Annotated in this window: 13 protein-coding genes and 1 pseudogene; all 14 read left to right on the top strand. The window is 35.4% G+C overall.

Translation table 11 applies throughout. The features are described 5' to 3' along the window. Positions 1-1,662, top strand: a pseudogene (locus HMPREF1528_RS08060) (Rhs element Vgr protein); the annotation flags it as partial. Then, positions 1,659-2,474 carry a hypothetical protein gene (locus tag HMPREF1528_RS08055; protein ID WP_016479355.1) on the top strand — a complete coding sequence of 272 codons (816 nt, stop codon included), beginning with the start codon at positions 1,659-1,661 and terminating at the stop codon, positions 2,472-2,474. The pseudogene HMPREF1528_RS08060 and the gene HMPREF1528_RS08055, both read left to right, overlap by 4 nt. Positions 2,475-2,564: 90 nt before the next feature. Continuing rightward, positions 2,565-2,903 carry a DUF4280 domain-containing protein gene (locus HMPREF1528_RS08050; protein ID WP_016479354.1) on the top strand — a complete coding sequence of 113 codons (339 nt, stop codon included), beginning with the start codon at positions 2,565-2,567 and terminating at the stop codon, positions 2,901-2,903. 70 nt (positions 2,904-2,973) lie between these two features. Further along, on the top strand, positions 2,974-6,300 hold the full coding sequence (locus HMPREF1528_RS08045) for a type VI secretion system Vgr family protein (RefSeq protein ID WP_016479353.1): 3,327 nt from the start codon (positions 2,974-2,976) through the stop codon (positions 6,298-6,300). A gap of 52 nt (positions 6,301-6,352) precedes the next feature. Then, entirely contained in the window at positions 6,353-7,096 is a 744-nt protein-coding gene (locus HMPREF1528_RS08040; protein ID WP_232211468.1) for a hypothetical protein, read from the top strand. Positions 7,097-7,106: 10 nt separating this feature from the next. After that, positions 7,107-7,460: a DUF4280 domain-containing protein gene (locus tag HMPREF1528_RS08035; RefSeq protein ID WP_016479351.1), complete on the top strand. Its 354-nt coding sequence runs from the start codon at positions 7,107-7,109 to the stop codon at positions 7,458-7,460. Positions 7,461-7,520: 60 nt separating this feature from the next. Next, positions 7,521-8,459, top strand: coding sequence for a type VI secretion system baseplate subunit TssG (locus tag HMPREF1528_RS08030; protein ID WP_016479350.1), 939 nt, complete (start codon positions 7,521-7,523; stop codon positions 8,457-8,459). Then, on the top strand, positions 8,456-9,424 hold the full coding sequence (locus tag HMPREF1528_RS08025) for a TssN family type VI secretion system protein (protein ID WP_016479349.1): 969 nt from the start codon (positions 8,456-8,458) through the stop codon (positions 9,422-9,424). Before HMPREF1528_RS08030 ends, HMPREF1528_RS08025 begins: the two co-directional genes overlap by 4 nt. Positions 9,425-9,477: 53 nt before the next feature. Continuing rightward, positions 9,478-10,629 (top strand): hypothetical protein, encoded by a 1,152-nt coding sequence (locus tag HMPREF1528_RS08020; RefSeq protein ID WP_016479348.1) that lies wholly within the window; start codon positions 9,478-9,480, stop codon positions 10,627-10,629. Between the two features lie 30 nt (positions 10,630-10,659). Next, positions 10,660-11,181 (top strand): type VI secretion system TssO, encoded by a 522-nt coding sequence (tssO, locus tag HMPREF1528_RS08015; protein ID WP_016479347.1) that lies wholly within the window; start codon positions 10,660-10,662, stop codon positions 11,179-11,181. 26 nt (positions 11,182-11,207) lie between these two features. Beyond that, entirely contained in the window at positions 11,208-11,768 is a 561-nt protein-coding gene (locus HMPREF1528_RS08010; protein WP_016479346.1) for a hypothetical protein, read from the top strand. A 12-nt stretch (positions 11,769-11,780) separates the two neighbouring features. Next, positions 11,781-12,479 (top strand): hypothetical protein, encoded by a 699-nt coding sequence (locus HMPREF1528_RS08005; RefSeq protein ID WP_016479345.1) that lies wholly within the window; start codon positions 11,781-11,783, stop codon positions 12,477-12,479. A gap of 107 nt (positions 12,480-12,586) precedes the next feature. Next, complete coding sequence (locus HMPREF1528_RS08000) at positions 12,587-14,944, top strand: type VI secretion system Vgr family protein (protein WP_016479344.1); 2,358 nt, start codon at positions 12,587-12,589, stop codon at positions 14,942-14,944. Positions 14,945-14,946: 2 nt separating this feature from the next. Then, positions 14,947-15,409, top strand: a 463-nt coding sequence (locus tag HMPREF1528_RS07995; protein WP_016479343.1) for a hypothetical protein, incomplete at its 3' end; no start/stop codon positions are given.

Below are 15,409 nucleotides of genomic sequence, written 5' to 3'. Positions count from 1 at the left end.
CCATTTATGAAACAACTCATTGCCGACTATTTCCACACCCAAGCTGGCAAAGCCCTTATCAACTCTGATGACCAAATCAAGATAGAGGCAAAAGAGACCAACGTGGCAGGGGTGGAAAAACTCTTTATCCACTCTGATGAGTTGGCAACGGTGAACTCTAAAGGGCTGCTTGAGGTGAAGGGAGAGCAAGGAACAAAGCATAGTAATAAGGCGGAAAGCCTTGCTCAAGACCCCGTTGTAATTGAAGGCAAAGCCTTAGTAATGTTCAGACCTAATAGCGATTGGGAAGATGACTCTGCCTCAAGTGATAACCCTACTTATGGCTTTGATTGGTATAGAGAAAATGACACTAACCTAATAGGTGATACAGCACGAATAGACACGCTTATGGGATTTTATCGAAACAATGATTTTAATACCGCTTTTCAGCCTGAGAGTAGTACTGTGGTAATCGAAAAATTTAAAAGTGAGTATAGAAATGTAACAATAGATCGCGATGGCACACCATATAGGTATTTTGTGCCTAAACTTATCCTATATAAGAATGAAAATGAACAAGTAAGAAGTGTTGCAGCTCTTGATATCATATATGATGTGTATGAAGAGCCTAACAACCTCTTTATAGAATATGAGAGTGAGTTTTTTAATATTAGTGAACAAGGTGTTACTGTAGGACCTCCACCACCACAACCCCCTCTCCCAGAGGTAGCTTACACACCACCAGAAGGATATAACATATTTAAAATATCCTCAAAATCAGTTGGAAATCATAAAAGCATTACTGTTGAAATAGAGTGCTTAAAGCCTTTTGGAGATTTAAACGGAAAACAGATAAAAGCGTATGCTCTTACAGAGGGTACTAATGGGCAACCTGCGCAGAAAAAGATAGTAGGTGTCTTGGACGTAATGCCTAATAGCAAAGCCAATCGCAAAGTGGTAAAACTGCTAATGGTGAATGTGATCACGGATGTAGACTACAATGGAGTAGCTGAAAAAGGATATGAAGTAGCAAAGCTGTTAGAACAAAAAAAATACTTACGTAAGTATTTAAGAAATTCCTTAATAGATCCTATATTTAAAAAAGTAGATTTAGATTTGAGTGGTATAACACTTAGAGATCAGTTTAATAGAGCCTATACTCGTAACAACAATTTATTATATAATACACCTACAGGTCATCAACATTTAAGTACTTATTTAAAGGAAAAGCTCAAAGAAAAGTTAAAAGCTATATTAAATGAAAGATTAAGGGGAAAAACAGTCAATCTGGAAGCAGAGTATAATAAAAGATATAAAGATTACCTTCCTATATTCTTTTTCTCTCAAAAATATTTTGATGATAGGCTAACTACGACAGCTTATTATACCCCTAATAAGGCAGTAGTAACTACAAGCCGTATAAAGCCATTTGTGATAACACACGAAGTATACCATAGTTTGGGTTTACCTCATTCCTTTGAGAATAGAAATCATATTCCTCAAACTCTTCAAGGAGGAAATAGAGAAATACAAAGTAATGGAGAATATTCATTTGGATACCAAATGACCACCAATATTATGGATTACTCAGATCACAGGAATAATCTATTCTATTGGCAAATAAAAATAGTTCGTAGCAAAGCGGCTCCAGAACCTAACAATTATAGACCTGAACAGTTATGAAAAAATTGATCACGATTAGTTGTTTACTATTGGTAAACCTTAGTAATGCACAAAATATTTATGAGTTAAAAAATGATAAAAAAATGGATAAAAACAATCGCCCAACAATAGATAGTGGATTTGATATTCTTCATTTAGAAGAATATAAGGATTATTTAATCAAAGATCCAGATAATATTGATAAAGATGTTTATGAAAAGAAAACCTCTTCAGGGAAAATACAAATAGAAGGAGGTTATGGAAATGATTATACTTACGAAAAATATTTTAATAATTCAAGTTATTGTATATTTAAGGTATATGATGCAAAAACATTGAAGATAAAAAGAAAATGCCTTTTAACACGTCCCGTAGATATCTTTCTTGGCAAAGAGTATCGCTATGATAGTAATGCTACCCTTATCAAAACCATTGACCACGATAAGGGATGGAATTTTAGTTATGAAGATGTGATTAATTATTTATACGAACATATAGAAGATGAAGTAGAAATACCCATTTCTTCTATCAAAAAAAGAGTATACCAAAATAGAAATTATTGGCAAGTAGAAACTAATACAATGTTTTGGAAAAACAATCATTTCTTACGTATAGATGGCAATACGGGTGAGATACTGTGTCATCTTATTTTGTATGCAGAAGAAAACGCTCCTGCAATAAATGTGCTTAAAACTATTGTACCTAATAAGATAGATAAACTTCCTCCTGAAGAAAATAAATATCTTCATTGGATAGATGAAAATGGCAAAAAGTATCAAACCCCAGACACAAGGCGGAAAGTCAATGGCATTTCATATACCGAAGAAGAATGAAAAGCCTATGAGGAAGAACAATGGCAACGCTATCAGAAAAATAAAGGAAAGAGTTGGTGGAAGCGATTATTTAGTTAAAATGTATAAGTTATGCCACAAATCATCACTAATACTGCAGAACTCAGTTGCAATCAAGGCACTGCAACAAGTTGCCTCACTGTTACAAGTCAAGATTTTGTAACTATTGAGGGTAAAGCTATGGCTACTGAGGAAGATAAACAGGCTAATGCCAATATACTGCCTTTTAAGCAATGCAAACTAAAACCTACCACAAGTGGTTATCTGCCTTGTATGCCTGCTCCTACAAAATGGGAACAAACAGCTGAGAAAGATACTATCAACGATTTAAAAATCCTCACTGAGAAAAGCACTTGCCAGTGTGCTGTAGGCGGTAAAATATCCGTTACCCATAAAGGACATAACGAATAACACGAAATAGAATAAAAAATTGTACTTTTGTAATTTTTTTTGTACATTTGTCCCAACAAAAAACTAAACAATGAACACAGATAACCACCTCCCCAAGGACAACAGTTCTGTTCCTGGTCGTACCAATGATCCAGAAACCTTTGCGAAATTCTCTTCTGTAAAGAGCTACCAAGACTACCTTACTGATAAGGATAACCCTGTGGTGATGGTCACTCTTACGGTTAATGATCAGGGATTCTTGGACAATACTACCTTTGAGACCTATCTTACCCAACATACCAACGCCCATGATGAGTTTACCATTGTGGTAAGCGATACTGCCATTGATGACTTCTATGGACAAGTCATGCGAAACTCCAAAAACCTACTTGGAGAACCTATTACCATACATATTCACCACAAAGGCGCTGTAGTACAGTCGTTTAAAGGAATCATTGCCCAGGTCTCAGATAAAAGAAACGAAGGCGGAGGTTATGGGAACCTGCATATCTCAGGCTATGGACTTAGCATCCTTTTGGATAGTGGAGAAGAATGCCAATCCTATGAGGATAAAACCCTCCCTGAGATCATTGCAGAGGCCACCAATGAGTATGGAGATGTAAAAGTCAATACCAAAGGGATGGTTAATACCAAATATAAAATCCCCTATGTAGTACAGTACAAAGAATCTGACTACCAATTTATCCAGCGCCTTGCCCGCCGCTATGGAGAGTTCTTTTTTTACGATGGTACCCAATTACAATTCAATAATGAGACGAGACAAACCGTTCAGCTCTCTGAGGGTGACGACCTAATAGAGGTTGCCTTTGAACTAAAAATACAGCCACAACACTTTAGTTACCTCTCCTATGGGGTAGAAAAAGGAGAAGTGGAGGAGAAAAATACTAAAAATATACGCCTGCAAGACAAGGGTAACCCGTTCCAGTTTGCCGCAGTAAAAGCCTCTGAAAAAGTCTTCACCAAGAAAACCAAAGTTCCCTACAATGCCTTTACAGAAGAGTTTAGGGGTGACTACTTGGCCGATAATGTTCGCCGAGAGAAAGAAAGCAGGGAGCAGCTAATGGAGGTAAGAGGCCGTAGCCGTAATCCTAATCTGCGCATAGGGGGCTTTGTAAAGCTCAAAGACATCAACGATAAGCCTATGGAGAGCTATCGTATTATTGATATTAAGCACCACCAGTCAGGTTATGACTATGAAAATGAGTTTGTAGCGATTCCTGATGTGTATATAGCCTACTACTATGACGGCGAAGCCCTTCCGAGAACCGAACAGCAAATAGCCAGAGTAACGGACAACAACGACCCTAAGGGCTTAGGGCGTGTGCGGGTACAGTTTATCTGGCAAGTAGCCAAGAAATTACAGACTCCTTGGATACGAGTGGTGCAACCCCACGCAGGAGGTGGCAAAGGCTTTTACTTCATCCCCGAAATAGGCGAAGAAGTATGGGTAGATTTTGAAGACCAAAATGCTGAACGCCCCTTTGTAGTAGGCAGCAACTACAACGGCAAGGAATACAGCCCTTTCCACAACACAAACAATGATATCAAAGCCATACAAACCCGCAGCGGCCACAAACTCATCTTCACCGAAGACGAAAGCATTTTGCTATCCGACAAAAATGGTAATACCCTAAGATTCGATACCCAAGGCAAGAACATAGAGATTTCTGCCCCTGAGAGTATCTCATTGTGCGCAGGTAAAGACCTCAATCTTAGTGCCGGCAACAATTTAGTGATGGACGTAGCCAACACAGCTTTCTTCAATGTATTGCAACAAATGTTGGTAACTACTCCATTTATGAAACAACTCATTGCCGACTATTTCCACACCCAAGCTGGCAAAGCCCTTATCAACTCTGATAACCAAATCAAGATAGAAGCCCGAGAAACCAATGTGGCAGGGCTGGAAAAACTCTTTATCCACTCTGATGAGTTGGCAACAGTGAACTCTAAGGGCTTGCTTGAGGTGAAGGGAGAAAGAGGAACAGAACATAGTAATAAAGCAGAAAATTATGAAGTATTAGAAAGTTTTTCAGAAACAAATACAATAGTATATTTCAGACCTAAAGATACTTGGAAAGGTGAATTTGGATTTGATTGGCTTAGAGAACAAAATGGACTTATTACTGATAAGGTAGATTATAGAAATATGGTTGGAAAATACTATAAGTATAGTGATGAAAAAATGGTAAAATCAATAATTCCAAAAAATCAAGAGGCATCAAGTTTAAAAGATTTTTATATAGATGACCCTAATAAATGGTATAGAGAGAGGTTTTTGGGAAAAACCATCCTTAATTTCAAACAAGACCCTCAATACGAAACTAAAAATAACAAAGGTGATAATACATTTGAAAAATTAGCCCAAAGTTTTAAACACTTTAATTTTGCCCAAAAGGAAATAACAAATCAAAATGGGGTGGAAGAAGATAAATATAATATATTTTCCTATTACAGATCCTATATTGCCTTATTTCCAGCCACTGAGAACTATGGTACTAATACAGCAGAAATAGATTTACACATTAAATTTTTAAATGGAGAAAAACCTGATTATTTACTTTTCAAGATAGATAATTTTGATTTAACAAAATGCGAGCATCAGAACATAGGAATTGATCGTGTTAAGATAGATAATCCAAGAGAGACCGAGACTATAAAGATCTGTTGCAAGAATAAAGAAAACTTCACAAAGGACAAGAACATAAAGGTATATGCTGTTAAAAAGCAGTCCAATGGTGAGATAACAGAGCATCTTGCAGGCTGTATAACAATGGTAGTTCCAATAATAAAAACACTGGATGTTGCGGTGGTATCAGTGAAAGTAGATCAGTTAGGTGGTACTCCCACTCCAGATTGGGAATCTTTTTTTAAGAATATATTAGGACAAGCTTTGATTAAGGTAACAAGTATAATAGATACAGATGCTACTAAAAATAATGAACGATTGAATTTAGATATATCTTCAAAAAAGAGTATCTATGATATTGATTCAAGATTTATGTTAAAAACAGATGGATTAGAAAGAGATCTCGAGACCTTATTTAAAAATGAACATCCTAACTTGTATAGAAGATATTTTACTTTATATTTTTTAGATGTAGCATCTACAGATAATGGATATAGTAGAATAAATAAGCACTATGGAGTTATGTTTAATACACATACTAAAGAAACAATAACGCACGAATGTTTGCATGGTTTGACATTACCACATTCTTTTTCTTATACAGAATGGACTAATTATGTGTATGAAGCAATGGCTACAGATAATATAATGGACTATTCTCATTTTGTAAAAGATCCTGTATCTGGCAATGCACGAAGTCCCATAAATCGTTTTCAACTATGGAGATGGCAATGGGAGACTATACGAAAACATTATTTATTAAAATAAATCTCTTATGAGGAAAATATTATTATACATTGTAGTATTAACAATAAATTATATGATGGCACAAGAAAACAAAAATTCTTTAAAAGATACAATTATGTTCGAAAAATTTGATTTTAACCTATGGAATACAAGGTACAAAGATTTCGAGAAAGATCCTAAATATGGAGAATATTACAAATTAAAAGATGGATCTTCTTTCCGCCCTTTTTATGGAGGAGAGAACTATACCTTTTATGATGTAATTCCTCCCTTACCTGCCTATTATCATTGTTTTTATGATTATTATGGAAATGGTAATCTTAAAGCCTATGGTAAATATGCAAGCATGGAAATAAAAGTAAAAATAGGAATATGGCATTACTTTGATGAGAATGGTAAAGAAACTCTGATAAATGAAGAAGCAAAATTAGGTAAATGGACATTTAATGCTATTTTAGAGGTATTGCATAAAGATGGCGTTATTGATCTCTACACAGGTAAAAATAGGGATTGGGATAAATTATATATTGAATTTAAAAATAATAACAGAGAGGTAGCTGTTATCGTTTTTAAAGAAAGAATAGATATATTGATAGATACTTATTACGAATATATATTTAACTGCAAAACAGGAAAGTACACTCGTGAAGAGTTCGAACGTTATAATGAAAATGCTAAGGATATGCCTACACTTCCTCCTTTGAAAAATAGTAAAAAGAATAAACGTAAAAGAAAAAATAGCATATCAATAAGAGAGGAAGAGTACCAAGACCTTCAGAAAAATAAAGAAAAAAAGTTGGTTAGAAAAACTATTTAGTTAAGATATTATGCCACAAATCATCACTGATACTGCAGAACTCAGTTGCAATCAAGGTGCAGCAACGAGTAAACTCAATGTTACAAGTCAAGATTTTGTAACTATTGAGGACAAGCCTATTGCTACTGAAGGAGACAAACAGGCCAATGTGAATATAATGCCTTTTGGTCTGTGCAAACTAAAGCCTACCACAGGAGGCTACTTGCCTTGTGTGCCTGTTCCTACAAAATGGGAACAAACAGCAGAGAAAGATACCATCAACGATTTAAAAATCCTCACTGAGAAAAGCACCTGCCAGTGTGCTGTAGGGGGTAAAATATCCGTTACCCATAAAGGACATAACGAACAACACGAAATAGAATAAAAATAAAAATTGCACTTTTGTAATTTATTTGTATATTTGCAACGTTGAAGAACTATCAAAATGGAATACCTAACAGGAGTTATAAATGAGATAAATCACTTACCTTATGATATAAGGGCAGAAGTGCTATTAAACCATTTGTTAGACAAAGGAATCATCTCTGACAACGAATATATAGTAAAACACCAAGGGCAATTTGTACGTGGTTATCGCACCGATGTACTAAGTGCAAAGCTTACTGATTTCAACTACGATCCTACCCAATTGATAGAGGTAAGCCTTTCTCGTGATAGTTTGTACGATATACTCCCCCAAAGCGTCGCTCACCATGCTAAGAATGAAACTCAAGGCAAGGGTGTGGAAACAATGCTCAAAGATTACAGAGAAAGGAAACAAGAAGAAAAAGCTGCTCGTACCTTTTTTAGTCCTTTTGAGAATGAAATTTTTAAGTTAGGGGTAGAAATAGAATCCTTTGAACAAGATAGCTTTAAGGAACTCAATGCTAACGAAATTTCTACACTATTCTATGAACTTTGGGGCATTTCAAAAGATTTCCCTACGCTCTTAGTCTCTAAGTTTATACGATTATTGCCTTATAGCTACAAAATAGTAGGTAATATACCCCTTACAGTACAAATACTTTCAAAACTTTTAGGAGAAGAAGTACAGCTTAAAGAAAGACAGTTTGCTACTTATTCTGATGAATCACAAGGTTTTTGCTTGGGAGAAGACATTTACTTAGGAGTGGATATGATCACAGGTACAGCCTATGAAGATTATACCAAGCACCTGACCCTTGAGATAGGTCCCTTAAAGCATTCTGCTTTTACTGATTATATACTTGGGGGCAATAAAGAAAAATTTGTAACAATGTTCTGTGAGCACTTTTTCCCTTTGGAAGTAGAAATCCAGTTAAGTGTATTGCTCTCAGAAGAAGAAAGTCAATTTGAATTAAAAGAAAATAATGACCCTATCTTAGGTTATAACACTTGTATATGAAAAAGTTAAAGAATTATTTCATCAATTTGTTCGACCCGCAACTGTTGATACTACTGCTATTTTTAGTGGCTATGTGTATAGCCATTACTATTATTTTCTCAAAGAAAGTCCCTGAGTTCAAAAAGTATAAAACCAATATCTATATCTATCTGTTCCTAACAGTATTGGTATATGCAGTTATTGCCTTTTTAGGATATAGCCGCCTCTTTGAAGGGAAAACCCTAAGTGAATTTGTCTTCTATCAAATTTGCACCTTAACACTTGGCTTCTTTCATTGTTATTTTTACCGTTTGTTTTTCAACAAATTCAAACTGGAGGACGATGTGTTCAAAGAACTATTTTTTGCCTTATTAGTCGTGCTATATGCCGCAGTACCTTTTTTGTTAATTTACACTTTTTTAAACGGAATGTACTATATGCCCCTAATGATGGGCAATTTTATAGTCTTTTTCATACCTACTTTAGTAAATGCGAGCTTCAATCATTCTCTAAAGATACCACCTAAAATCTACACCACTTGGCAATTCCCCGAAAACTACAAAGAATTAGTAGGAGTGAGCGATGATGAGATGCGCGATTTAGTAGTATTCACACTAATGATAAAAAAAGAAGAAAATGATAAAGACTATACTTTATATCGTGCCAAAGGACCTACCCGAATAGATTTTGGGCGCTTGTTCTACAATTTTGTAGAAGATTACAACGAGCGTTTTGCCGATGCCCCTATCGAGATACAAAATGAAGAAGGTTTTTATAATTGGGTATTCTTCAAACAACCTAAATGGTATGAATCCACTAAATATATAGACCCTAAGTTTACCCTATATATGAATGGAATAGAAGAGAATAGCTACATCATTTGTATGCGAACACTCGTTTCCGACACTGCAATCAATAATAGTGACCAAGAAACAGATTTTGAATACAGTAAAGAAAAGGACAATGAACGAGTTCAAGCTTATTAGTCTCACTTTACTTAAGATAATAACTCAACAGATATAAAATAAATAGAATAACAATGACAGAAAAACTCACCCATTTGCCAGTGAACTTTATTGATGGAATGAAAATCAATAAAAGGTATTTTATAGATATTCAAAACTTTGTCATCGATTCGGTACGCGATGCCATAGGGGTACACACCTCAATGCTTACCTATGGATTGTTGCCCGTCAATGACCCAGTGAGAATGAACCTGTCAGTAGACACCCATAAAAACCTCCGACTCCGTATAGAAGAATGCCACGCAATTACCCCTAATGGATCTCGAATAGACATCAGTTCTAACACGGAACAGAGTACGCTCTCTTTTTCATATCCCGAAATTATCAAAGAGATAAAAGAAGATGAGGTCGCGTTATTAGCTTGTATTTCTGTCAATCCATTCAAGCGTGTCCCTTGTGGAGACCCTGACCCTGAGGAGAATCCACCACGCGACCCTTATACCGAGCCTGAATATTACCTTTCTTTAGTAAAGGAAGAGGAGCTCAGAAAAGATATGGGTGTAGGGGGACATTATCTCATTGTAGGAAAAATTTGGGTAAGTGGTGGTAATACTAATCTTGATAGTTCTTATATTCCACCTTGTGTACTGGTTGCTTCTCATCAAAAACTACAACAGTTATACAACGAAATCGACCGTTTCTATGGTCAGATGGAAATTTATGCTATCCAAATCGCTCAAAAAATACATACTAAAAACCAGACCAATAAATTAGCTACTATCATAGAGCAAATGACCGATAGAATGCTCTACTACTTAGCTACTGAAATCAATCATTTTCGCTGGCTTACACTCTATAGTACCCCTGCCGAAATGTTAGTGTCAGTAGTAGGATTTGCAAGAGTGCTTAAGAACTTTATCGATGCCCGATCTGGAGTAGGTAAAGAAGAATTGCTCAATTACTTTGCTGATTGGTGCAACGTAAGTCAAGGAGAGTTTGAAACAGTCTTCTCTGAGGTAATCAATACAGAATACAATCACAATCAAATAAGTGATGCTGTGGTGAAAGTTGAACGTTTTATGAAAACCTTAGAAGATTTATTTGCTATTCTAAACCGCTTAGACTTCATTGGTAAGAAACGTGATGGCAGCATTTTCGTATCTGAAATTACAAATGAAAAAAGCTCTCTACAACCTGAGAGAAGCAAGACTTTCTTAGCCGATTAATAGAAATTAACAACAAAAAAATAAACCTATATGGAAATATTAAATCAAAAAGAACGCACAAAAGCATTAGGCTTTTTCGTGTTATTTTTCGCTCTTGCTGTATTTGTTATAATTTTAGCACTCGTTGTCAATATCTACTTCCCTTTCAAGGAAAATGATTTGCTCAAACAAGAAAATGCTCGTATACAAAGAGAAATGAAATTTCAAGATAGCTTTTCTTTTCAGTTAGAAAAAGTTAAAGTGGCTGTAGATTCTATAGGAACACCTCAAGGGAGCTATAAAAATGATTTTTTCAACGAAAAATTAGCCCTTTCTATTCTTGCTGATATGTACAAGCAAATCCCTAAAGACTCTCTTAGAAATAAAAATATGTATAACAATACTATCTTGGTATACAAAGAACTCATTGATGCTAAGAAACAAATAAAACAACTTACCATCAATCAAAAAACCTTAGATAGCCTTAGTACTATCAACAAAACCTTAAAAGAGGAATATGATAAGATGAAAGTAGATTTAGAAGTTTGCAAACAACTATACCAACAGGAATAAAGTAACTATAAAAAGACAAATTGAATATGTTAAAAATATATTTACTTTCATTCATAAGTTTTATATGCTTTTCTTCTATCACTTTTGCTCAAGAAGAAAAAAAGCAAGATAGCTTGCAAATCATCTCAAAGAACCCCAAAGAGCCTGTTACTATCAATTGCAAGATAGTACAAGGTCATAAAAAACTAAAAGGAAGACATTTTGCAAGTGCACAGCCTTTGTATTTACGTGCTAATAAAGATACGCTCACTTATGGAGTGTTTCAGTTTGGCAGAAGAGGAAAAGATTTATTCCTATATGTCAAAATATTAGACGAATCTGTTTGCTTGAAAAAAGAAGAAAATTTTGATATGTTCTTTGCTTCAGGAGAAAAGATAACCCTAAAAAATCAATTTCCCATCAATTGTGAAGGAGCTTTTGCTCATAAGCTAAATGCCAAAGAAATAGATGAGATTATTTTTAAAGAAATAACTAAAGTCAGTATTTATACCTATCATAAAAACTATGAGTTTTTGATAAGTCCTAAACAAAGTGATGACATTATTACCCTAATACAATGTCTAAGAAGGTATAAACAGTTGAAATAACAAAAAAATACTATGCCACTACCCGAAATAAAACTAACACTACAATATGAAGACCGCTATCTGTCAGAAAAATGGGAAGATAGAAACGAAAATAAAGTAGTGGTACGTACTGATACCCATTTTCAAAAACATACCATTAGTATCCTCATCTCAGAACAACCCATAGGAAGTGTTCAACTAAAAATAGACGACCATTGGGTAGAACTTCCTACCTACAAACTTACAATTACAGACGACAAAACTGAAGAAATAAAAACTTTCCAAGTAACTCGAGACTTCCTTACCTTTAAAAAAGAAACTACCCAAAAAAGTTTTTTTTCATTCTTAGGTATCAAACGCTTTGATAAAACCTCTTTCCTGTATGAAAACATAGCCTTTGAACCCGAAAAAGACAGTATAGAGAGTTTCGAACTATCGCGTTATCGCAAATTGTCAGAAAATTCCTTGTCTTATCAATTCCAAAGTGGAGACAAAAAACTCCTTATCTACGCAGGAAATTTAGAGAGCTTTGTAAAACCTTCCGATATAGATAGCTACTTCATTATTGTAGACAAAAGCGAAGGACAAAGTTTTATAGGAGATATTTCTTATCGAGAAAAAATGCTAAAACTCACCCCTAAAGTAACACTCCAAGTTATCAAACGCACCAAAATAGCCAAAGAATTTTCTTTTGATAGCAAAGGAAAAGTTCAAAAACTCATTTATTTGTAAACTCCTAATCTGCTAAAATTCAAAAGATTTTTTTTATTCAAAACCTTGCCTCTTCAAAAAAACTTTCGTACATTTGTCCCCAATAAACACAATAAAATAACTACACTATGGAAAACAACAACAACTTTACCGGTTATCGCACCAATCACCCCGATGATATCGCTCATTTTGCATCGGTGAGAAGTTTTCAAGACTTTTTGGTAGACAAAACCAATCCCGTAGTGATGGTTACCCTTACTATCAATGACAAAGGTTTTTTAGATAACGCTACTTTTGAAACACACCTTACCCAACACACCAATGCCCACGATGAGTTTACCATTATTGTCAACGATACAGCCATTGACGACTTCAAAGGGCAAGTAATGAAAAACTCCAAAGACCTTCTGGGAGAAAATATCACCATTCATTTTCATCAATTTGGAAGTGTCATTTATTCTTTTAAAGGGATTATAGCCAATATATGCAACAAGAAAAACGAAGGAGGAGGCTATGGCACGCTGCACATCTCAGGCTATGCGCCCAGTATAGTGTTAGATGGGGGCAAAACCTGCCAATCGTATGAAAACAAAACCCTCCCCGAAATCATTGCCGAAGCTACAGCCGAATACCCACAAGAATCACAAATCCACATAGAGGGTCTTATCAACAACGAAGAAAAAATCCCTTATACCGTACAATACAACGAATCCGACTATCAGTTTATCCAACGCCTTGCCAAACGTTATGGTGAGTTTTTCTATTATAACGGCACACAATACATTTTTGGCAGTAGGGCACAACAAACGGTAACCCTCTACGAAGGAGGCGATCTTTCAGAGGTAGAATTTGAACTGATGCTCAAACCTCAAAAGTTCAATTACCTGTCCTACAACTCACAAATGACCAGAACAGAGGTCAAAGGCAGTGACCAAACAGAACCACAATACAAAGAAAATCCTTTTCAGTTTGCTGCTATTCAAGCCTCAGAGAAAGTATTTGCCAAAACCACCGACCAAACCTACGGAGCCTTGCCCGATGAGTTCAGAGGTGATTACCTAAAAGAAGCCGTACAAAGAGAGAAAGAAAAACGCGAACAACTGATGCAAGTGCGAGGTAAGAGTCGCAACCCACACGTGCGCATCGGAGGCTTTGTAAAGCTCAAAGACATCAACGATTTACCGATGGAAACCTATCGTGTGATAGACGTAACCCACTATCAAGGCGAAGGAGATTATTACAACGAATTTGTAGCCATTCCCGATGTATTTGTAGCCTATTATTACGATGAACAAGCCCTCCCAAGAGCCGAACAGCAACCCGCCCGAGTGATTGATAACAACGACCCCGAAGGTTGGGGACGTGTGCGTGTACAATTTATATGGCAAGAAAAATATCAAACCAAAACCCCTTGGATACGCGTAGTACAACCCCACGCAGGAGGTGGCAAAGGCTTTTACTTCATCCCCGAAATAGGCGAAGAAGTATGGGTAGACTTTGAAGACCAAAATGCCGAGCGTCCTTTTGTAGTAGGCAGCAACTATAACGGTAAGGAGTACAGTCCTTTCCACAACACAAACAACGATATCAAAGCCATACAAACCCGCAGCGGACACAAGCTTATCTTCACCGAAGACGAGAGCATTTTGCTATCCGACAAAAACGGTAATACCTTAAGATTCGATACCCAAGGCAAGAACATAGAGATTTCTGCACCAGAGAATATGATACTCAATGCTAAAAATATGCAATTGAATGTAACAGAAAGTATGATTACCAAAATAGGTAAAGATAGTAGTATTTCAGTACAAGGAGAACTAACACAAGACATTGGAAAGAAAACAATTCTCAATAGCAGTGGAAATATAGAAATAAACTCAAGAAAGCAGTTAGATCTTTATGGAAAAGAACAATTGATAGGGTATACTGATGGCAGTACAGAATTAGGAGCTAAAAACCAAATGCACATTTATGGCGACAATTCTCTCATTACAGCTAAAAGCAAAATAGACTACAATGCTCCTGAAATAAATAAACTACCTCAAAAAGGAATGTTTAAATATGATAAAGAAAAGCAAATTATTAATGCTCAATGGATAGAGCCTGATAATAATACAGCTATCCATAGCATTGGTTACGAAGAGAAGATAAGTCTTTTAGTACAAACCCGTAATTATAAAAAAGGAGAAACGATTTCTGTTGTTGTTGATGAAGTACAAGGAGGAGATATTAATGATGGAGTAAAAGAAATTACTTTGATAGGTGAAGTAGATGAGGCAGGTTTTGCACTTCTAAAAGAACAATTAGTTGTAGAGAAATCTAAGAAAACAGAACAAGAAAAATTAGAAAAGCAACAACGAGAAGAAGAGCGTAAAGCTACAGAAGTCTATAAAACCTACCAAGGGAAAGACTATACTTACAACGAATGGGTGGTAAAAGAACAAGAACTTTGGGAAGAATATCAACGCACTAAAAAAAGAAAATAAAAATGAAAACATTACGTATAAAAAGTATCAATGGAGATATCAGCTTCCAAGATGTAACTTTACAAATTTATCCTTATGATTTTGTTCCTATCGTAAATTTAGATTTGGAGCAACTCTCTCCTAATCCCCAAAATAAAAGAGTGTATGATGGTTTTGAAATAAAGAAGAATGAAGGTGTTTTTACAACTTTAAGTCATTATGTAGAGTCTGATAAGAGAAAACAGCAATTATATTCTATTTTTCCAACTGATGAAAAAGATGAGTTTATTGTCAGATTTTTTGTCCGTCAAGGAAATAGCAAAGCTATAGATAACAATGGCTTTATAAGAGTAGAAGCAAAAGGAGTTAAGATTCTAACAAAAAACAATAAATTAACAGTGAATTATGGTTGGGCTATTGCTTTAAAAATTAGCATTGAGGATATAGAAGAGGAAGCTTATATAAATTTTTATGCTGATGATAACG

Source organism: Capnocytophaga sp. oral taxon 336 str. F0502, assembly GCF_000411575.1.
GTDB lineage: Bacteria > Bacteroidota > Bacteroidia > Flavobacteriales > Flavobacteriaceae > Capnocytophaga > Capnocytophaga ochracea.
The sequence above is the reverse complement of the archived record's forward strand: the minus strand, read 5'-3'. Positions and strand labels throughout refer to the sequence as shown.

Excerpts from the sequence above, each read along its gene's own strand:
- HMPREF1528_RS08010 (WP_016479346.1), top strand. The coding sequence starts at position 11,208 with ATGTTAAAAATATATTTACTTTCATTCATAAGTTTTATATGCTTTTCT.
- tssO (WP_016479347.1), top strand. The coding sequence starts at position 10,660 with ATGGAAATATTAAATCAAAAAGAACGCACAAAAGCATTAGGCTTTTTC.
- HMPREF1528_RS08040 (WP_232211468.1), top strand. The coding sequence starts at position 6,353 with ATGATGGCACAAGAAAACAAAAATTCTTTAAAAGATACAATTATGTTC.
- HMPREF1528_RS08020 (WP_016479348.1), top strand. The coding sequence starts at position 9,478 with ATGACAGAAAAACTCACCCATTTGCCAGTGAACTTTATTGATGGAATG.
- HMPREF1528_RS08000 (WP_016479344.1), top strand. The coding sequence starts at position 12,587 with ATGGAAAACAACAACAACTTTACCGGTTATCGCACCAATCACCCCGAT.
- HMPREF1528_RS08005 (WP_016479345.1), top strand. The coding sequence starts at position 11,781 with ATGCCACTACCCGAAATAAAACTAACACTACAATATGAAGACCGCTAT.
- HMPREF1528_RS08025 (WP_016479349.1), top strand. The coding sequence starts at position 8,456 with ATGAAAAAGTTAAAGAATTATTTCATCAATTTGTTCGACCCGCAACTG.
- HMPREF1528_RS08045 (WP_016479353.1), top strand. The coding sequence starts at position 2,974 with ATGAACACAGATAACCACCTCCCCAAGGACAACAGTTCTGTTCCTGGT.
- HMPREF1528_RS08035 (WP_016479351.1), top strand. The coding sequence starts at position 7,107 with ATGCCACAAATCATCACTGATACTGCAGAACTCAGTTGCAATCAAGGT.
- HMPREF1528_RS08030 (WP_016479350.1), top strand. The coding sequence starts at position 7,521 with ATGGAATACCTAACAGGAGTTATAAATGAGATAAATCACTTACCTTAT.
- HMPREF1528_RS08050 (WP_016479354.1), top strand. The coding sequence starts at position 2,565 with ATGCCACAAATCATCACTAATACTGCAGAACTCAGTTGCAATCAAGGC.
- HMPREF1528_RS08055 (WP_016479355.1), top strand. The coding sequence starts at position 1,659 with ATGAAAAAATTGATCACGATTAGTTGTTTACTATTGGTAAACCTTAGT.